At 53.6% G+C, this 19,781-nt stretch carries 17 protein-coding genes; 6 read left to right on the forward strand and 11 right to left on the reverse strand.

Annotation, left to right across the window (positions count from 1 at the left end; genetic code table 11):
* Positions 1 to 14 precede the first annotated feature (14 nt).
* Positions 15 to 1,667, forward strand: a complete 1,653-nt coding sequence (recN, locus tag WNY38_RS11000) for a DNA repair protein RecN (protein ID WP_342857387.1) — start codon at positions 15 to 17, stop codon at positions 1,665 to 1,667.
* Positions 1,668 to 1,710: 43 nt separating this feature from the next.
* Here the strand turns inward: recN and WNY38_RS11005 are convergent, their stop codons facing one another.
* Positions 1,711 to 3,081: an FAD-linked oxidase C-terminal domain-containing protein gene (locus tag WNY38_RS11005; protein WP_342857388.1), complete on the reverse strand. Its 1,371-nt coding sequence runs from the start codon at positions 3,079 to 3,081 to the stop codon at positions 1,711 to 1,713.
* Positions 3,082 to 3,261: 180 nt separating this feature from the next.
* Between WNY38_RS11005 and WNY38_RS11010 the strand changes: the two genes are divergently transcribed.
* A complete protein-coding gene (locus WNY38_RS11010; protein WP_342857471.1) occupies positions 3,262 to 4,869 on the forward strand; it encodes a chloride channel protein in 1,608 nt (535 codons plus the stop codon).
* Between the two features lie 76 nt (positions 4,870 to 4,945).
* Here WNY38_RS11010 and WNY38_RS11015 read toward each other — a convergent pair whose 3' ends face one another.
* The 5 genes from WNY38_RS11015 to cobS form a co-directional block, all read right to left on the reverse strand.
* Positions 4,946 to 5,287, reverse strand: a complete 342-nt coding sequence (locus WNY38_RS11015; protein WP_342857389.1) for a DUF427 domain-containing protein — start codon at positions 5,285 to 5,287, stop codon at positions 4,946 to 4,948.
* A 59-nt stretch (positions 5,288 to 5,346) separates the two neighbouring features.
* The gene (locus WNY38_RS11020) at positions 5,347 to 7,134 is read right to left on the reverse strand and encodes an aminopeptidase P family protein (RefSeq protein WP_342857390.1); all 1,788 of its coding nucleotides are present in this window, start codon (positions 7,132 to 7,134) and stop codon (positions 5,347 to 5,349) included.
* An 80-nt stretch (positions 7,135 to 7,214) separates the two neighbouring features.
* Entirely contained in the window at positions 7,215 to 9,089 is a 1,875-nt protein-coding gene (cobT, locus tag WNY38_RS11025) for a cobaltochelatase subunit CobT (RefSeq protein ID WP_342857391.1), read from the reverse strand.
* 92 nt (positions 9,090 to 9,181) lie between these two features.
* On the reverse strand, positions 9,182 to 9,577 hold the full coding sequence (locus WNY38_RS11030; RefSeq protein ID WP_342857392.1) for a hypothetical protein: 396 nt from the start codon (positions 9,575 to 9,577) through the stop codon (positions 9,182 to 9,184).
* 171 nt (positions 9,578 to 9,748) lie between these two features.
* Entirely contained in the window at positions 9,749 to 10,717 is a 969-nt protein-coding gene (gene cobS, locus WNY38_RS11035) for a cobaltochelatase subunit CobS (protein WP_342857393.1), read from the reverse strand.
* Between the two features lie 266 nt (positions 10,718 to 10,983).
* Between cobS and WNY38_RS11040 the strand changes: the two genes are divergently transcribed.
* Together WNY38_RS11040 and WNY38_RS11045 are read left to right on the forward strand one after the other, a co-directional pair.
* Complete coding sequence (locus WNY38_RS11040; protein WP_342857394.1) at positions 10,984 to 11,550, forward strand: fasciclin domain-containing protein; 567 nt, start codon at positions 10,984 to 10,986, stop codon at positions 11,548 to 11,550.
* Between the two features lie 144 nt (positions 11,551 to 11,694).
* A complete protein-coding gene (locus WNY38_RS11045) occupies positions 11,695 to 12,669 on the forward strand; it encodes a DUF808 domain-containing protein (protein WP_342857395.1) in 975 nt (324 codons plus the stop codon).
* 106 nt (positions 12,670 to 12,775) lie between these two features.
* Here the strand turns inward: WNY38_RS11045 and WNY38_RS11050 are convergent, their stop codons facing one another.
* Complete coding sequence (locus tag WNY38_RS11050; protein ID WP_342857396.1) at positions 12,776 to 13,414, reverse strand: DnaJ domain-containing protein; 639 nt, start codon at positions 13,412 to 13,414, stop codon at positions 12,776 to 12,778.
* Positions 13,415 to 13,487: 73 nt separating this feature from the next.
* On the opposite strand from WNY38_RS11050, the gene WNY38_RS11055 reads away from it, so the two are divergent.
* A complete protein-coding gene (locus tag WNY38_RS11055; protein ID WP_342857397.1) occupies positions 13,488 to 13,745 on the forward strand; it encodes a BolA family protein in 258 nt (85 codons plus the stop codon).
* Positions 13,746 to 13,751: 6 nt separating this feature from the next.
* On the opposite strand, the gene WNY38_RS11060 is transcribed toward WNY38_RS11055, so the two are convergent.
* The 4 genes from WNY38_RS11060 to WNY38_RS11075 form a co-directional block, all read right to left on the reverse strand.
* Entirely contained in the window at positions 13,752 to 14,159 is a 408-nt protein-coding gene (locus WNY38_RS11060) for a DUF4177 domain-containing protein (protein ID WP_342857398.1), read from the reverse strand.
* Between the two features lie 169 nt (positions 14,160 to 14,328).
* The gene (gene gatB, locus WNY38_RS11065; protein WP_342857399.1) at positions 14,329 to 15,843 is read right to left on the reverse strand and encodes an Asp-tRNA(Asn)/Glu-tRNA(Gln) amidotransferase subunit GatB; all 1,515 of its coding nucleotides are present in this window, start codon (positions 15,841 to 15,843) and stop codon (positions 14,329 to 14,331) included.
* A gap of 96 nt (positions 15,844 to 15,939) precedes the next feature.
* Positions 15,940 to 17,112 carry a Hint domain-containing protein gene (locus WNY38_RS11070; protein ID WP_342857400.1) on the reverse strand — a complete coding sequence of 391 codons (1,173 nt, stop codon included), beginning with the start codon at positions 17,110 to 17,112 and terminating at the stop codon, positions 15,940 to 15,942.
* 273 nt (positions 17,113 to 17,385) lie between these two features.
* Positions 17,386 to 18,627 (reverse strand): FAD-dependent monooxygenase, encoded by a 1,242-nt coding sequence (locus tag WNY38_RS11075; RefSeq protein WP_342857401.1) that lies wholly within the window; start codon positions 18,625 to 18,627, stop codon positions 17,386 to 17,388.
* 249 nt (positions 18,628 to 18,876) lie between these two features.
* Between WNY38_RS11075 and WNY38_RS11080 the strand changes: the two genes are divergently transcribed.
* Positions 18,877 to 19,695 carry an HAD family acid phosphatase gene (locus WNY38_RS11080; protein WP_342857402.1) on the forward strand — a complete coding sequence of 273 codons (819 nt, stop codon included), beginning with the start codon at positions 18,877 to 18,879 and terminating at the stop codon, positions 19,693 to 19,695.
* Positions 19,696 to 19,781: the final 86 nt, after the last annotated feature.

Raw genomic sequence — 19,781 nt, forward strand, 5'->3', positions numbered from 1 at the left:
GGCTTGACGTTACCATGCTAAGAAGTCTTGATATCCGTGACATGTTGATTATTGACCGGCTGGAACTGGCGTTTCAGCCTGGTCTCAACGTGCTCACAGGCGAGACCGGCGCAGGTAAATCTATTTTACTCGACAGTCTTGGATTCGTTTTGGGGTGGCGCGGACGTGCTGAACTTGTGCGTGCGGGTGCCAAACAGGGCGAAGTGATCGCCGAATTTGATGTGCCGCCAGGACCAGTTGCCCAAGCGCTCTTGGATGATGCGGGCATCGACACCAGCGACGGTGAGCTGATTTTACGGCGCATCAACACTGTGGATGGTCGCAAAACAGCGTGGGTCAATGATCGACGTGTGTCTGGCGATGTGCTGCGGCGCTTGTCAGAACTCTTGGTGGAACTGCACGGTCAGCACGATGATCGTGGATTGCTCAACCCACGTGGTCACCGTGTGTTGCTCGATACTTTCGGATCACTGGATGCCAAGCTTGAAAAAACCCGCAAAGCGTGGAAAACGCTGGCGGTGATCCGTAAATCTTTGAAGGTGGCGAAAGACCAGCAGGCTGCTTTGAAAGCAGAAGAAGAGTTTTTGCGCCACGCTGTGGGTGAGCTTGATAAGATCAATCCAGAAGCGGGCGAAGAAGCAAAACTTGATGCCGAGCGCCGTTTAATGCAGTCGGCGGAAAAAATTGCTGTCGATATTTCCAAGGCGCATCAAGCGATGTCTTATGATGCCGCAGAAGGCGCTTTGATCGATGCGCTGCGCTGGTTAGAGGGCGCTGCCGACAAGGCCGATGGCCGTTTGGATGCCCCGATTGAGGGGCTCAACCGCACCATTAACGAATTGGCCGAAGCGCAATCTGGTGTTGAGGAATGTATGGACGCTCTGCGGTTCAATCCGCACGAGCTTGAAAGCATCGAAGAACGCCTGTTCGCCATTCGTGGCCTTGCGCGCAAGCACAACGTTCTGGCCGATGATTTGGGGCCTTTCGCGGACACCTTGCGCAGCAAACTCATGGCGCTTGATGGCGGTGCAGATGATTTGATCCGTCTTGAACAAGAGCTGTCAGATGCAGATGCGCGCTACACACAGGCCGCAAGTGCTTTGACCAAAGCGCGCGTTTCTGCCGCCAAGGAATTGGATGCGCTGATGGGCGCTGAACTCGCGCCGTTAAAAATGGAACGCGCGGTTTTTGTAACGCTGGTTGATGCTGGCGATGCAGGTCCAGACGGCCAAGATGCCGTCTCCTTTACCGTCGCGACCAACCCCGGCGCACCAGCTGGCCCGCTTAATAAAATTGCATCAGGCGGCGAGCTGTCGCGGTTCCTTTTGGCGCTCAAAGTGTGTTTGACACGAGATCAGTCTGACGTGACGATGATTTTTGATGAAATCGACCGCGGCGTCGGCGGGGCTACGGCAGATGCTGTTGGGCGTCGTTTGAAAGCTTTGGCCTCTGACGGTCAAGTGCTTGTGGTGACCCATTCGCCGCAAGTGGCCGCCTTGGGCGCGCATCATTGGCGTGTGGCAAAGCGCGTGGAAAACGGCATGACATTGTCCGAAGTGGTGCCGCTTAAAAACCAAGATCGCATCGATGAAATCGCGCGAATGCTGTCCGGCGATACCGTTACCGACCCTGCACGCGCAGCGGCGCAGGCTTTGCTGAACGGTTAAAAACGGTGGCTAAGGTCGATGGGCTGAGGCCTGCGGCTAAAGTTTAAGGCACAAGTTTTCCGGGATTCATGATGTTTTTCGGATCGAGTGCAGCTTTCAAAGCGCTCATTGTGGCCCAAGCCTCGGCGCCATGCTCGCGCGTCATGAAATCTTTTTTGCCAAGCCCGATACCATGTTCGCCAGTCACAGTCCCGCCGAGTTTCAGCGCGCGCAGTGCCATCCGGTGCGCCAAGCGTTTGGCCTCGGCCAGTTCTATCGCGTTGTCAGGCTCAACCAGCAAAACCGAATGAAAATTGCCGTCCCCCACGTGACCTAAAATCGGTCCGTCGATAAAGGATTTCGCGATGTCGTCAGCCGTCTCATTGACCGCTTCGGCCAGTTTTGAAATGGGCACGCAGATGTCCGTGACCACAGAAATGCATCCCTTTTTCAATGCCAAACAGGCATAAAACGCATTGTGGCGTAGCGTCCAGAGCGCGTTGCGATCCTCAAGCTTTTCAGCCCAATCAAACCCAGAGGCCCCGAAATCCTGAACAATCTCGCCAAACATCGCCACTTGATCGGCCACGCCCGCCTCTGAGCCATGAAATTCAACAAACAGATGGGGCACCAAAGGATAGGTCGTATCGGCGTAAGCGTTCACGGCCTCAACGCTTTTGCTGTCTAAAAATTCGATACGCGCCATTGGGATGCCCATTTGGATCGTCGCCATCACCGCGTTCACAGCACTGTCAATGTCATCAAAGGCGCAAACCGCCGCATTGATCGTCTCAGGTTGTCCATGCAAGCGCAGGGTCAATTCAGTCACAAGACCAAGTGTGCCCTCAGAGCCGACAAAAAGCGCTGTCAGATCATAACCGCTGGACGATTTACGCGCCCGCGATCCGGTGTGAATTATAGTTCCATCCGCCAAGACCACCTGCAACCCAATGACATTGTCACGCATGGTGCCATAGCGCACGGCCGTGGTGCCTGAGGCCCGCGTCATCGCCATCCCCCCAAGCGATGCATTGGCACCGGGGTCCACAGGAAACATCAACCCAGTGGCACGCAGATCAGTGTTTAGCTGTTCGCGTGTCACGCCAGGCTGAACTGTGACGTCCATATCCGTATCATGCACACGCAAGATCGCGTTCATCTGAGAAAAATCGACACATAACCCGCCGTTAATCGCCAAGGTTTGCCCCTCGAGCGAGGTGCCAGTACCCCAACCAATGACGGGTATCGCTTGCGCATGACATATCTTTATCACCGCACTCACCTCTGCGGTGGTGTGTGGATAGGCGACGGCATCAGGGGGCGCATTTGCAAACCACGTCTCAGATCGACCATGAAGATCAAGATCGGACTTGGAACGAGTCACACGACCCTTTAGGACTAGGGAAAGTTCGGCAAATTGAGTGTCTGTTATCATGGGGTACTCGTTTGCTGGTGTGGCAGTGATATCTTAAGGGTGCAGTGCCGAGGTGAAAAGCGCAAACGACAATGCGGGCAGCAAATAGGACCGGCGACACCCATGGCCGAAGAAAATTCATCCTACCCGCATAAAGCGTGGCACGATATTTGCAGTGGTTTCAAATCGGCGTTGCAGCTGATGCGTTTGCGCGGACCATCACAGGTACAGTTTTGGTTCATCGCGTTGTTGATCGGCGTTGCTTCAGGTTTTGCAGCGTTGTTTTTTCGAAAATGGATTAATAGCTTACAATCATTTTTCTATGGTGTGGAAGATTTACATCTTCTGCACAGCGCGGCGAGTGAATTGCCTTGGTTTTTGGTGCTGTCCTTGCCTGTAATGGGCGGGTTAATTGTAGGTGTCATTCTCAATTGGTTCACACCTGACGGTCGCGTGCGCTCTGTTGCAGATGTGATTGAAGGGGCTGCACTGAATGAAGGACGGGTTGAAAAACGGGCTGGGTTGGCATCGGCGGCGGCATCATTGATCACCTTGTCAACTGGCGGATCGGCTGGGCGTGAAGGGCCGGTGGTGCATTTGGCCGCTGTGTTATCGAGTTGGGTATCAAATCGAATTCATGCCAGCGGTATCACGGGACGCGACCTTATGGGGTGCGCTGTTGCCGGCGCTGTCTCGGCGTCTTTCAATGCGCCAATTGCCGGGGCGCTTTTTGCGCTTGAAGTGATCTTGCGACATTTTGCTGTCCATGCTTTCGCACCGATTGCCATCGCAGCTGTCGCAGGAACCGTGATAAATCGGTTGGAGTTCGGCGATGTAACCGAGTTCACTTTGGCTGCTGAAGGTGCGCTGTCTTTTTACGTCGAGCTGCCAGCCTTTATGTTGTTGGGCTGCGTTTGTGGGTTGATCGCAGTGTTGATGATGCGCTCAATCTTTATGGCCGATGATTTTGGCACTTGGGTCGTAGAAAAAATCCATCTTCCACCTGTATTCCGCCCTGCGTTGGCTGGGCTGATGCTGGGGCTTTTGGCAATCGTGTTTCCCCATGTGATTGGGGTCGGATATGAGACCACCTCGGCGGCTTTGACGGGGCAATTGCTGATTTGGCAAGCTATCGTGTTCACTGTGATAAAAGTTGCGGCTGTTGCCATCACCATGGCGGGGCGCATGGGCGGTGGGGTTTTTTCGCCTGCATTGATGGTTGGCGCAATGTCCGGTCTGGCCTTCGGCTTGATCGCCACGGCTGTATTTCCCGAGGTGTCTGGCACCGTGACGCTTTATGCTTTGGCGGGTATGGGGGCGGTCGCTGCGGCGGTATTGGGCGCACCGATTTCGACGACATTGATTGTGTTTGAACTCACTGGGGACTGGCAAACAGGTTTGGCTGTGATGGTCGCAGTGTCATTGTCGACAGCCATTGCATCGAAGCTTGTGGACCGATCTTTCTTTCTGACTTTGTTAGAACGTCGTGGTGTACATTTGGCTGCTGGTCCGCAAGCCTATTTGCTGGCCACTGTACGGGTGCACCAATGCTATCGCCCCCCAGATGCGACACGTGCCGCCAAAGAAGACGATTGCAAGGATTTGATTTCAAAAGGGATTTACATCTCGCCGAATGCCACACTTGAGACTGCTATGCCGATTTTTGAGGCGCATAACTTGGTGTTCATCCCTGTTGTGACGCTACATGAAGAAAGCGGCCCTGAACTTCATGGCGCACTGTTCCAGGTCGATGCATTGCGGGTGTTTAGCAAGGCCTTGGCCGATACGGCTGCTGAAGAGCACAGCTGACCCTGAGATCAAGTTGTCATCAAAAAAGGCGCTACCAAGAGCGCCTTTTTATAAAATTAGAGATGTCAGAGACGGGTCAAAGCATCTCGACTGCCGCTTTTTGAGGATAAAATGCCAAATAGCCTTTGATTTGTTCAAGTCCAGCTTTTGGATCTTCATAAGACCAAGCAGCGTCTTCAATCAAAACAGACTTAGTTTGGATTGAAAAATATGAGGCTACGCCTTTATGCGGGCAAGTAGATGTCGTGTTAGATGCGTCTAAGAACGCCATCGCAAGGGCGTCGCGCGGGAAATAAATAACGGGTGGATAATCGGCCTCGGTCACTTCCAAGGCTGCATCTGTTTCACCCAAAACGGCACCGCCAGCGCGCACAACCCAAGTTCCCGGTGCTACGCGAATGTTGATATTGTCAGTCATTATCTGCCCCCTCTTTCAAACTTTGATTACTCTAACAGGTGAACCTTAACAGGTATGTGTCACAGCGCAGCTGTGGCTTGTTGCAACCATTCGCGTGCGACGTCGCTCACACGAGGAGAAATCGCATCCCAGACCTGCGCGTGATACCCATCAAGCCAATCTCGCTCCCATGGCGCCAATTCATCGGCGTTAATCATGTCGCGGTCAATCGGCACAAAGGTCAAGGTTTCGAATTCCAACATGTCGCGGGCATCACTGCCTGAAATCTCACCAGCTTCGCGCACTACGATCAGGTTTTCGATACGAATGCCATATGCTCCGGCCTTATAATATCCCGGCTCGTTAGATAGGATCATGCCTTCTTGAAGTGCCAAAAGAGAGGCGCGAGAAATGCGCTGCGGGCCTTCGTGCACAGACAGATACGCGCCAACGCCATGGCCTGTGCCATGATCGTAATCGCGTCCCATACGCCAAAGGGGCGCTCGTGCGAGGGCATCCAAATGCGCACCAGCGACACCACGCGGGAACCGCGCGGTTGAGATCGCGATCATGCCTTGTAACACAGCCGTAAAAGACGCGCGTTCTTCTGCTCTTGGATGGCCCAGCGACACAGTGCGGGTGATATCCGTGGTGCCGTCGACATATTGCCCGCCACTGTCGATCAATAAAATTTCGCTTTCTGACAGCGGACGATCCGTCGCCGTATTCACGCGGTAATGGACTATAGCACCATTTGGCCCAGAGCCACTGATGGTCTCAAATGAGATGTCTTTGAGCTGGTTGGTGGCCGCGCGGAACCCTTCCAGCGCTGTGGCTGCTGAAATCTCGCTTTGCGATCTTGGATCTTGTGCGTCAAGCCACGCCAAAAATTCGACCATAGCCGCACCATCACGCAAATGCGCCGCGCGCGATCCTGCAATTTCAGCCTCGGTTTTACAGGCTTTCGGCATGATGCAAGGGTCTTCGCCGGTGACAATCGTGGCCCCTGCGTCCTCGATCAAGCTGCGTAAGGCATAGGGCGCAGACGCCGGATCGATCAAAACAGTGCCCTCAAGGGTTTTGAGATAGGTTTGAAATTCCGAGCGGGGCGCGATTGTGATGCGGGGATCGGGGCCAAGGCTGTCGTATTTCGACACCTCATCAAACAGGTGCATTTTTCCGTCGACATTCAGCATGGCAAAGGCTTGCACCACGGGATTATGCGCGACATCGGCCCCACGAATGTTGAGCAACCACGACAAGCTATCGGGCAGGGTGAAGACAACTGTATCTGCACCCGCAGCTTTCAAAGTCTCGATCATCATCGCGAATTTGTCTTCCGAGGATCGCCCCGTCAGCTCAATCGGCAGTGATATCACCGGCGCATTGGGGCGCGCAGGGCGGTCTGTCCAGATTTTGTCGATCACATTGCTGGTGGCCACAACAGTTTTGCCGCTGGCCTCAAGCGCGGTGCGCAGTGCGATGATGTCTTGTTCGGTGTGCAGCCAGGGATCAAACCCGATGATTTCAGCATCGCGTTTGGCAATCCATGTGCCAAGTGACGTGGCGGGCCAATCAACGTAATCGAAAATATCTGGGTCACATTGCGCGCGGACCTGCACGGTATAACGTCCATCGGTGAACATGGCGGCGGCATTGCGAGCGACCACACAAAAACCAGCCGACCCAGTGAAACCAGTCAGCCACGCGAGACGATCATCGCATGGGGCGACATATTCGCCTTGGTGCGCATCTGCGCGCGGCACGATAAAAGCGTCCAAGCCGGCATCGGCCATTGCGACGCGCAGGGCTGTGACACGAGGCGCGGCTTGCTCAGGGCTGCTTGTGACATCAAAGTTTTGGAACATCTTATATATCCTTGCCGTAGGGGGCCTTAGGGCGTTGGCCTCGTTCACCTATTTTTCGGATCATCCAAAGAGCGGATCACTCACATGGCTTTGCGAATGCCGGAAAAACGGGCGCGAGCGCGGGGATCTGTGTCAAACAAAGACGCCAATTGTTCGGTCATCGCACCGGCCAGTTGGTCCACGTCTGTGATGGTCACAGCGCGTTCGTAATAGCGGGTCACGTCATGCCCGATGCCCACGGCAATAAGTTCGACTTGTTTGCGTTTTTCAACCAATTCAATCACATCGCGCAGGTGTTTTTCCAAATAGTTCGCGGGGTTCACTGACAAAGTGCTGTCATCCACAGGCGCACCATCAGAGATCACCATCAAAACTTTACGCGCCTCAGGGCGTGCCATCATCCGGCGATGCGCCCATTCAAGCGCCTCTCCATCGATGTTTTCCTTCAACAGGCCTTCTTTCATCATGAGGCCCAGATTGGCGCGTGTGCGGCGCATAGGGGCGTCGGCATTTTTGTAAATGATGTGGCGCAGGTCGTTTAAGCGACCAGGCATTTGCGGGCGGCCTTGACCCAGCCATTCTTCACGACTTTGCCCGCCTTTCCACGCGCGGGTGGTAAAACCGAGCACTTCGACCTTGACCGAGCAGCGTTCCAGCGTGCGCGACAAAACATCGGCACAGATCGCTGCGATCGAGATCGGGCGACCGCGCATGGAGCCAGAGTTGTCCAGCAAAATGGTTACGACTGTGTCGCGGAACTCGGTGTCTTTTTCGTTCTTGAAAGACAATGGCGTGGTGGGGTTGGCGATGACGCGCGCAAGGCGACCTGCGTCCAATGTGCCTTCCTCTAAATCAAACTCCCACGAGCGGTTTTGTTGGGCTTGTAAGCGGCGTTGTAATTTGTTTGCCAAGCGCGAAACCGCACCCTTTAAAGGCTCAAGCTGTTGATCCAAATAGGCACGCAGGCGTTCCAATTCGGCTGGTTCCGCCAAATCTTCGGCTGCGATTTCTTCGTCATACTTGGTTGAAAAGACTTGGTAATTTGGATCGGCGTCTGAAACTGGGGCCGATTGGGGCGGCTCGGCTTCGGCCTCCTCATTGGGCATGTCCATCTCGTCGGCGTATTCTTCTTGCGCCATGTCGTCGGACGACACAGTGGCCTCAGAAGCGTCTTGCTGTTCCTCTTGCGCGCTTTCAGGTGCCGCGTCTTGATCGTCTTCTTGCTCTTGATCGTCGCCCTCGGATTCGACGTCGTCTTGGTCTTCGTCGTTTTCAGCGTTTTGGTCTTCGTCAGAATCCAAATCATCAGGGTTGTCACCCAGTTGATCGCCGTAGCCGAGGTCTTCTATCAGGCGACGCGCAAGGCGGGCAAAAGCACGCTGGTCATCCAAGAAACTGTCGAGATCATCAAACGTGCCAGCCGTTTGTGCCTCGATAAAATTGCGCCAAATCTCCATGACGTTTTGCGCGCCCGCAGGCAGGTCGCGCCCGGTGGTCAGGTGGCGCATGTAATAGCCCATGGCTTGCGCGAGCGGCGCATCTTCGGTGGATTTCACCCCATCATAGCCCCGACGCATCGCATCATTGCCGATTTTCGCATCGATGTTTTTGCTGGTGCCAGGCATATGGCGTGCGCCAACAGCTTCAACCCGTGCGGTTTCCAACGCGTCATAAATATCAAACGCCATTTGCCCCTGAGGCGCGTAGCGGCTAAACGTTTTGTCGTTGTGAAACTTGTGACGCAAAGCCAATGCATCGGCTGTGCCTCGGGCGATCAACACCTCTTCGCTGGTCATCCGGCGCGAGATTTGCGGCAGACGCACTGTATCAGGCGTCAACCCTGATGGGTCCATGGAATAGGTGACGGTTAGATCGGAATCATTGGCCAACACTTTTGTGGCCTCAGCAAGGGCCTTTTTGAACGGATCTGCGGGGTTGTCGCTGGGCTTTATCATGCTCCGTGTTAAATCACTGTGCGCGGCGACGGGCAAGGGAAAGAGACGGTGGCGCGGGTGCAAATTTGATGGTGGTTTGGCTCAACCTGCTGCTAGCTTAATAAAAAGTCCATACAACGCGCGATCAGGTGCTGTGCTCGACTGTGCGCATAGGCTTTATGCCCATCATTTTGTGAAAAAATGGATTGAGTCAGCAGCTGCGCATGGGCCTGTTTGGTCATGATACGCAGGTGGCGCGTTTGCTTTGCCGCAGCGGGATCGGTCACAGCCTCAAGCAGTTCTATCATAACGGCGCGGTGTTGTTTGGTGTGATCTGCCTTCGAATCCGAGATCAACCACTGGTGTTCCATTTGTGCGGATAGGCGTCCAGCGCATTGTGCAAATTCAGAGACAAGATCAATGGGCTGCGCCGCACGCAAGGGGTGCGGTGTCGTGGCCAAGAGGCATGCAAAAGCTGCCGCTGCCAGTTTATGTGTCAGTCTGCCCATAGATTAAGTCTGCCCATAGATTAAAATGTGACTCAAAATCATTTCAATCGGCTTAATTGGCAGGTCTATGGAACTTTTTTCTATTTATATAACGTGCTTAATAAAAAAAGAGGGGCGCAAAATGCACCCCTCGTTGTCTCGTCTAAGCTGTCATAGCCGTGGCCATGTGGCTTACATTGTCATGCTGACCGCTGATTCAGGCAGCTCTTCGTCAAAGCAGCGCTGGTAGATTTCGGCCACTGTTTGGCGCTCTAGCTCGTCACATTTATTGAGGAATGTGAGGCGGAAGGCATAGCCAACATCGCGGAAAATCTCGGCGTTTTGCGCCCAAGTGATCACGGTGCGCGGCGACATCACGGTGGACAGATCACCGTTCATAAAGGCTGTGCGTGTCAGCGCAGCCGTCGTCACCATCTGGCTGATTTGTTTGCGACCTTTTTCGGTGTTGTAATGCGGGCTTTTGGACAGAACGATGTTGGTTTCTGCATCGTGGCTCAGGTAGTTGAGCGTCGCGACCAAAGACCAGCGGTCCATTTGCGCTTGGTTAATTTGCTGTGTGCCGTGGTACAGGCCAGTTGTGTCACCAAGACCCACAGTGTTTGCTGTCGCAAACAGACGGAAATAAGGGTTCGGCGTGATGATTTCGTTTTGGTCAAGCAACGTCAATTTGCCGTCCGTTTCCAAAATCCGTTGGATCACGAACATCACATCTGCGCGGCCCGCGTCATATTCGTCGAACACGATTGCAACAGGGTTGCGCAAGGCCCAAGGCAGGATGCCCTCATGGAATTCAGTGACCTGTTTGCCGTCACGCAATTTGATCGCGTCTTTGCCGATCAAATCGATACGCGAAATATGGCTATCAAGGTTCACACGCACGGACGGCCATTTGAGGCGTGCCGCCACCTGTTCGATGTGGGTGGATTTACCCGTGCCGTGATACCCTTGGATCATCACGCGGCGATTGTGCGAAAATCCCGCCAAAATAGCCATCGTGGTGTCTGGGTCAAACTTATAGGTGCTATCGATCTCAGGCACGCGGTCAGTCGGATCAGCAAAACCTTTGACGGTCATATCGGTGTCGATGCCAAAAACATCGCGGACTGAAATCACTTCGGTAGGTTTTGCATTCGCATCCATGGTATGGCCTGTTCTGATAGCTGTTGTCTCTTTGTGCCTTCTTGCCCGTTTCGGCGCGTGGGTGCAAGGGGGAGCTGGCATAGGGCCATTCTATAAAATGATGGACGCCATCATACGTACTTTGATGGCTGTTGGATCATATTTTGCGTGCACATCAACGTGACCACTATGTGATGTTTTTGAGTGGTCCAATGCCAACAGCGCTCCGTAACCAATGTAACCTCGCCAAAATGGACGAGGACTTTGACACCCAACGGAGAAACACCATGACTTTCGCAAAAACACTTCTTTCCGCTACAACTGCAATCGCTTTGACCGCTGGCGCTGCCTTTGCCGATCACCACGGTGAAAACCCAATGGTTGGTGGCGCAGAAATGTTTGCTGACAAAAACATCGTTGAAAATGCTGTAAACTCTGCCGATCACACAACGCTTGTCGCGGCGGTCACAGCGGCTGGCCTTGTTGACACATTGGCCTCAGACGGCCCGTTCACAGTATTTGCTCCAGTAAACTCAGCCTTCGCAGCGCTGCCTGAAGGCACAGTTGAAACACTGTTGATGCCAGAGAACATTGACCAATTGACCACCATCCTGACATGCCACGTTGTTGGCGCAGAAGTGATGTCCGAGGCGCTTCTGGGTATGATCGAAGATGATGGTGGCAAGCACCCAGTGCCAACGCTTGGCGGCTGTACATTGCAAGCGTCTTACGTTGATGGCGTCGTGATGCTCGAAGATGAGAACGGCACTGTTGCAAATGTGACCATCGCCGATGTGAAACAGTCAAACGGCGTGATCCATGTGATCGATGCTGTGATGTTGCCCGCAATGTAAGTTGTTAGATCGTTTAACACTCCCTCGTGTTATGTGGGGCGTCCTTTGCGGGACGCCCTTTTTTATGGTCGAATCCTGACGAGTATTTGCCTCTGACCTCCAGCGCCTCTACATATGAGGCAACCAAAGCGTGAGGACGAAAATATGAGTGGCTTGTTGGCCCTATTGGATGACGTGGCAGGGATCGCCAAAGTGGCGGCCGCCAATGTAGATGACATCGCGACGCAGGCGCTTAAAGCCTCAAGCAAAGCTGCGGGCGCTGTGATTGATGACGCTGCCGTGACGCCAAAATATGTGCAGGGCTTTCAGCCCGCGCGCGAGCTGCCCATCGTTGGCAAGATCGCTTGGGGGTCGATCAAAAATAAGCTGATTATTTTGTTGCCCGCTGCCTTGCTGCTGTCGACTTTTGCGCCGTGGCTGATCACACCACTGTTGATGCTGGGCGGGGGGTATTTGTGTTTTGAAGGAGCAGAGAAGGTCTATCACCTGTTCAAGCCTCATGCGATTTACGCGGATGGACATTCAGACAGCGAGGGTGATCCCGTACATCTAGAAGAGGCAAAAGTCGCGGGCGCCGTAAAAACGGATTTCATTTTATCCGCTGAGATTATGACGATTATTTTGTCGGGCATTGATCCGACGGGATCGATTTGGTTCAAAGCGGGGGCCTTGGGCCTTGCGGGAATTTTCATCACTGTGGCTGTTTACGGTGCTGTGGCGCTGATCGTAAAGGCGGATGACGTTGGACTGTGGTTGGCGCGGGTCGGGCGATTGCGTGTGACACGGGCTTTGGGCCACGGGATCGTGAAATTCATGCCCTATCTGATGAAGGCTCTGCTGATCATTGGTACAGCTGCGATGATTTGGGTGGGTGGCTCGATCGTGATCCATGGTCTGCACGAATTTGGCCTGCATGAACCCTATGAGAGCATCCATCACATGGCCGAAGCTGCGGCTCATATGGTCGGCACTGCCACAGGGTTTGTCACATGGTTTGTCACCGCGTTCTTTGATGGGATTGTTGGGTTGATTTTAGGCCTGCTGCTTATTCCTGTTGTGGCCAAGGTCATTGATCCGGTGATCGCCAAGTTGACAGGAAAAGAAAAAGCGCATCATTGATTTTTTGCGTGTTTTAGAACGATACAAAAACGATACAAAAAAGGCCGCCCCAAATGGAGCGGCCTTTTTCAATATCTGATGCGTCTGGTTTGCGTGAACCCGTGGCTTACTTAAACCAGCGGCTTTCTTTGACCTGATCCCATGCCCAAACAACCTGTTGCAATTGTTCTTCTTGCGACCGGTCGCCGCCGTTGACGTCTGGGTGCAGGACTTTGATCAAGCTGCGGTACTGCTTTTTGATCTCGGCCTTGGTCCAGTGATCTTTGACTTCCAGAATCTCAATCGCTTGACGCTCAAGGGGCGGCAACTTGCGGGTTGAGGCACCGGGGTCGCTTTTGCCGGGGTTTTGTGTGGCGTTTTCACCCAAAACTTGATGCGGATCATCCACGCCAAGACGTGCCCAAGCGCGTTCTTCACTGGTGACTTTGCGACCAAAAGGCTTGGTTGGGCGTTCACCCGTCTCAGATGCCTTTTGTTGCTCATCCATTTCTTCTGGAGTCGCATTGTCGAAGAAATTCCATTTCAGGTTATAGGCCCGAACATGGTCTTTGCAGAACCATTTGAATTCATCCAAGTGATCCGGCGAACGCGGCGCGCGGTATTGACCCGCCTCACTACACCCATCGTGTTCGCACTCTCTTTTCGAGGTCTCGAACGCACCTGACATGCCGCGGCGCCCGCCGCGACGCTTTTGTTTGTCCTTCGCTGCGGACATATCGAAACCAAAGGGATCGTCTTTTTGCATGTGGTTTAACCTTCTAGACTCAGGCAAAAGACCATAGACGATATGGAGAATTTGGAAAGAGGAGAAAGCCTAAATGTCGATCTCAGATGACATGAAATCACGATTGAACGCCGCTTTTTCGCCAACACGTCTGGAAGTGGTCGATGACAGTGCTTCACATTCCGGACATTCGGGCAATCCGGGTGGTGATAGTGAGACACATTTCAACGTTGTAATCCGTTCAAACGTCTTTGACGGGCTGTCGCGTGTGGCGCGTCACCGCGCTGTGCATAAGGCGCTTGGGGATGTCGTGCCGCGCATTCATGCGCTGGCACTCGATTTGGATGTCTGAAACGGTCTAGGCGCGCTGTGCGTCGTCTTGATCGTCGCTGTCGTTGCTTGCGGCCTCGACTGCGGCCTGTGCTGCGGCTTTGTCAACCAAGGCTTCGGCCTCTTCGGCGGCGGCCAGCGCGTCGGCGTCATCTTGGGCGAAGGTGCCAAAGCCTTTGGTCTCTTCGGTGAACATCCCGAAATCGGCTTCGCGGCGAAAAACCAACACGGTGTGATAGCTTACTGATTTTGACGTCAGCCCCGCACGTTCTTCCATAGGCACAACGTCAGAGCGCACATATTCCCAGCCTTCTTCACCAAAAGCGTTCAGGCGGGTTTCCATGGCCTGTGCCATACGTGCCTCTGGGGTTTTGATTCCCTTGGCTTTTTCGCCTCGGCGTGGGGCGGGGATAACGCGGTACTCATAGGCTGACATGGTTGGCTCCGTTCTTGGCTTGCTTTTTTAAACCTTAATTGACCGTATATCGCATGAAAAGGTTTGCGTTTTTGCTAATGATTGCAAATTTCTATTAAATGTCAAAAAAACGGGGCCTCAAATGAGCGCCCCGTTTTTCAATTCTCATGGTTTTAAAGCTTAGCGCCGGTTAAAGGCCAAGCTTTTTCACAACCAGTTCGTTCACGGCTGCAGGGTTGGCTTTGCCACCTGAAGCTTTCATCACTTGGCCGACAAAGAACCCAACAAGTTTGGGGTTCTGCTTGGCTTTTTCGACCTGCGCTGGATTGGCTGCGATCACTTCGTCCACAGCCGCTTCAATCGCGCCCATGTCTGTGACCTGTTTCATGCCGCGGTCTTCCACGATCTGCGCGGGGTCGCCGCCCTCAACGTAGACGATTTCGAACAGGTCCTTGGCGATCTTGCCAGAGATGTCGCCGGATTTGATCAATTTGACCACGCCGCCGAGTTGTTCGGCTGACACAGGGCTGTCGACGATGTCTTTGTCGTCTTTTTTCAAACGCCCAAACAATTCGTTGATCACCCAGTTGGCGGCCAACTTGCCGTCTGTGCTTTCGGCCACGCGTTCGAAATACGCGGCGTTGGCGGTGTCAGCAGTCAAAACGGATGCGTCATATTCTGACAGGCCAAAGGCCGTGACAAAGCGGGCTTTTTTCTCGTCTGGCAATTCAGGCAAGCTGGCTTTGATATCATCGACCCAAGCCTGTTCGATTTCCAAAGGCAACAGATCAGGATCGGGGAAGTATCGGTAATCATGTGCTTCTTCTTTAGAGCGCATCGAACGGGTCTCGTTCTTGTCTGCGTCATACAGGCGCGTCTCTTGCTTGATCTCGCCGCCGTCTTCGATGATGGCGATTTGACGACGTGCTTCTACGTCGATGGCCATTTGGATGAAACGGGTGGAGTTCATGTTTTTCAGCTCGCAACGCGTACCGAGATGGCTGAAATCGCCGGTTTCTGCGAATTTCTCGTATTGGCCCACACGGCACACAGAGACGTTCACATCCGCACGCATAGATCCGTTTTGCATGTTGCCGTCGCAAGTGCCCAAGTAACGCAGAATTTGGCGCAGTTTCAAAACATAAGCAGCCGCTTCTTCGGGGCCACGAATGTCAGGGAAGGACACGATTTCCATCAACGCCACACCGGTGCGGTTCAGGTCAACGAAAGACATCGTTGGGTCCATGTCGTGAATGGATTTGCCTGCGTCTTGTTCCAAGTGAATCCGCTCGATGCGCACTTTACGTGCCACACCGGGTTCCATATCGACCAAGACTTCGCCTTCGCCCACGATGGGATGGTAGAGCTGCGAAATCTGATAGCCTTGGGGTAAATCGGGGTAGAAGTAGTTCTTGCGATCAAATGCTGAAAATAGATTGATCTTGGCTTTCAGGCCAAGGCCCGTGCGCACAGCTTGTTCCACGCAGTATTCGTTGATCACAGGCAGCATGCCCGGCATAGCGCTGTCAACAAAAGCCACGTTGGAATTTGGCTCGTTGCCGAACTGGGTGGAGGCGCCAGAGAACAGCTTGGCGTTGCTTTGCACCTGCGCGTGAATTTCAAGACCGATGACCAGTTCCCAGTCGTGTTTCGCGCCCGCAATCACTTTGGGTTTCGGACTTGTGTATTGAATGGTGTCAAGCATGACGCGGGCTCCGGTAAATCAGGTTCATCCGCGTTCTAAGATAGAGCAGGGCGGGGGGCAAGGCCTATGCCCGCCCGCTGGTGTCAGTAATATGCGTTATACAGCGCGTTTGAGGACTTCGGCTTCCCATGATTTCAGCTCGTAACGTGACAGTTGTGCCGTGTTTGTGTCGCCGCCTAGCTCAGGAAAAATCGTCAAAATCTCTGTGCGCGCTTCAACGGACACAGTGTCGAGCGCCTCTTGGCCCGGAAATAGGCTTTCGGTTGGGCAGCTTTCGGCGAAAATGATCTGGTGCGCGTCAAACAGCATGTGGAAATAATCCACAGTACCGCCGCTCACGATGCGGATTTTGTCGTCGTTGAGCAGATGTTTAGCGGCGACCAAGACATCGCGTTCGCCGAACAAGATCTGTGCTTGGGGCCCGCGCACCAACATTCGGTGATTTTGCGATACTTTGAGATCGCGCACATTGCCCATGGCACCGGCTTTGATCAGCACTGGCGCCATCTCGTCTTGCGCCGGCATGTTGCGCGAGCCAATCCAGCGAATGGCTTGTGGCCCGTTGTCGAGCGTGTTGATCAGGTCGCCTTTTTTCAAAGCCTCGATGTATTTGGGGCCATCAGCTGTGTCGATCAGGGTGCCGCGAGTCAGACACACGGCAGCTGCGATGGCTTCTTCTGCAAAGATGTTGTTGTCGATAGAATATCTATCATTGCCATGTTCATCACCGGTGATGTGACCGTCGCGGTTATAATCCACGTCGGTCTCTTGCATGATGATATCATGGCCAGCATTTGTCAGGTCAACGCCTGGGGCAAGGAACAGTTGATCCAAGTCCGGCGCACCGGGTTCGTTGGACACAAGCCCATTTGCCTCGACGTTGATATATGTGTCGCCCATGGCGCGCACAGTACCGCTGACCAATTGGCCGCTGTCGTTGCTGTTGTTTCCCCAACCCCAGCCGTGACCATGGCTCCATGACGGCGGACCATTGGTCTGCGCTAATTCATAGGTATATTGCGTATTGCCGTTCACATAGTCTGTTGCAGAGGCGTAAACCTCAATGCTAGAGATTTGACTGTTGGACGAGAATTCGCCGCGGTTTGATATATCATCGACGGTGAAAACGACGATGGCATCAGGGGCAAAAATTTGTTCGCCGCCCTGCACAATGACATAGTCGTTTGCGTTACCACAATTGTCATAAACCGGACCTATCGGATTATTGACAATGGACGAGCCCATTACAATTAGTGTTTCGGTTGGCATGTATTCTGCGCGCCCCGTATGTTGTAGGGCGTTTGTGCCCGCTGCCTCAAGCGACGCTTATCTGTGGGGTACAGGTCTTCTAACGAGACCATTTTGCGCAGCACCACGCGTCTAAAGGTTAACGTAAGGCAAAAAGTGTTAATCTGTCTAGGCGTACACTGATCCTGCAGCATGTCATGGATAAAGCGTGGCTTTTGTGCAAACTGGGGCCGCTTTGTGTGGATACGCTTGGTTTTTTGCATTCTATGCGTGTGGCTCGATAGGGCGCTTGATCTAAAGCGGCCCTAGGCCTGCGCGCATGACACCCATTCGCACAGGTTTGATGTCGTGAACGGCTTTAAGGCCTAGCAATCGCACTGACTGTAAAAGACTGTCCTCTGATTGGACCACACGATTGAACAGATCCACGATGCGCGCGCGCGCTGTGATGTCGCGGTGTCGAGTGCGTGCGTAGGCGTCAAGCATCGCGGCACCACCTATATCGCTGCCATTGGTCTCGCAAAGCGTCAAAAGCTCGGCCAAATCATTCAGCGATGTGTTCAAGCCCTGCGCACCGATGGGGGGCAGCACATGCGCAGCCTCTGCGATGATCGCCACACGCTGCGCGGACAAGCGATCCGCCACTTGGGTGATGATGGGAAAGACCCCGCGCTGCGAGGCAAGCTCTAAATTGCCATAAAGCCCCGCAGACCGATCTGTCATCTCTGCGTTAAAGGCTGCAATGTCCATGTTCAAAAGCGCCATGGCTTTGGGGCCTTTGTTCATCCAAACGATAGCGGAAGCTGGCCTGCCGTCGATATCCGCCAGGGGCACCATGGTGAAGGGGCCGCCGTCGCGGTAAATTTCAGTCGACAGATTGCCGTGGGGCAGGTCGTGGAGGGCTGTAAAGGCCAGCGATTTTTGCCCGTAACGCGTGGTGGACACGCCGATCCCGGCGGCTGCGCGCACAGCAGACTCGCGCCCATCTGCGGCTATAACCAGTTTCGCCTCGATCACATGGCCATCCGTGCCATCCGTCAAAGTGACAATGGCAGATCCCGTGCGGGTCAGCATGGATTTAAACCCAACCCCATAGCGCACTTCGGTTTGGGGGATGCTTGGCAAAATACGCATCAATTCGCGCCGCATGTGCCAGTTTAGAAAATTCCACCCGAAGGGCTCGTCGGCAGTTTCGCGCCCTTCAAATTGACGCTCATTGCGCAGCACTGGCCCGTCTGCGCAATCCACCGTGTCGACAATGCGCAGCCCTTCAAGGGGCGTCGCGTGTGGCGCAAGCGCGTCCCAAATACCGATCTTTTTGAACAGATCGCGGGCTGGGCGCAGAAAGGCCGTGGACCGCAAATCGCTAGAAGCCTCATCGGCCACAGTCACGGGGGGCGTGGGGTCAACCATCAAAGTCTTAAATCCAGCAGCGCCAAACGCAGCCGCCGCAATCATGCCTGCGATGCCGCCGCCTGAGATCAGAACGTCAACCTTTTGGCGGGATGTGGCGGCGGCTTTGATCTGTGCGGGCATGATGGGGTCTCACGTCTTGAATATGTGCGGCTAGCTGTGGGAGTGAGCTATAGACGACCACGTTGGGACTGTCCAAGCGGCAAGCTGTCTCAATCGCGGTGTAGCGCGCTGTGTCATCATGAATTTATTTCAAACCTAAGCGAATTTTAGGCTCAATTGATCTGATTGTTTTGCGCTCGTTACGTTCAAGGCTCATGGCGGATGCGTGAGTACTGAATTTTTGCCCCTTTTGCCCCTTAGGAGAAGATCATGTCTAGATATCAACTTTGCGGAACTATCGCCGCAGTCGCGCTTTTGGCCACCAGTGCATTTGCGCAGGAGCTGCCGCAACACAACTCACTTGGATATGCCGTTGCTTGGAAGCAGACAGCCGCAGAGTATCGCGCTTTATATCATCAAGGCTTCAACATTGCGAAAATGCATTTAGAAGCAGCGCTTGAAAACCAAAAAGAGGGCGATAAGCCTCTCGCAATTGTATCGGATCTCGACGATACGCTTGTGCATCCGCTTGAGTACTGGGGACGCCTGATTCAAGACGATGAAGAGTTTTTCAACGATCCGCTTTGGGATAGCTGGATTCCGACGAATGGTATGGTGCCAACACCGGGTTCGAAAGAATTCTTGGATTTTGCTGCGGCCAACGGTGTGGAAATTTTCTACGTCACATCGCGTAACCAAGGTGAGCCAACATGGCAGTTTGCCAAAGAAAACATCCTTGCGATGGGCTTTCCCTTGTCTGATGACGCAAATCTGACCGTTTTGACCGATACGTCAAATAAAGAAACACGCCAAGATGAAATCCTACAGGACTACGATGTGGTTGCCTTCCTAGGGGACAGCCTGAACGACTTTCGTAGAAAGTATTATATAAAAGGTGACGTTTCTGGCCGCATCGCTGCGATGGAAGAAGATAAAGACAAATACGGCAGCGAGTACATTTTGTTCCCGAACCCAACTGACGGCCACTGGATTGCGGCAATCTTTGGGGAGTCCGAGCCGCCAGCCAGTGATGAAAATCGCCAGCGTCTCATGGAAGCTGCAACCAGCACGGCTTGGGATGGTGAATAACCCTAAGCCATCATAGTCTGTGAAGCTCAAGTTTACAGATCTGATATGTCTAAAGTAATGTCTGGAGCTTAGAAATTAGGGTTCAG

Origin of the sequence: Pacificibacter sp. AS14, from assembly GCF_038899935.1 — a bacterium.
In the GTDB taxonomy this organism is placed as follows: domain Bacteria; phylum Pseudomonadota; class Alphaproteobacteria; order Rhodobacterales; family Rhodobacteraceae; genus Celeribacter.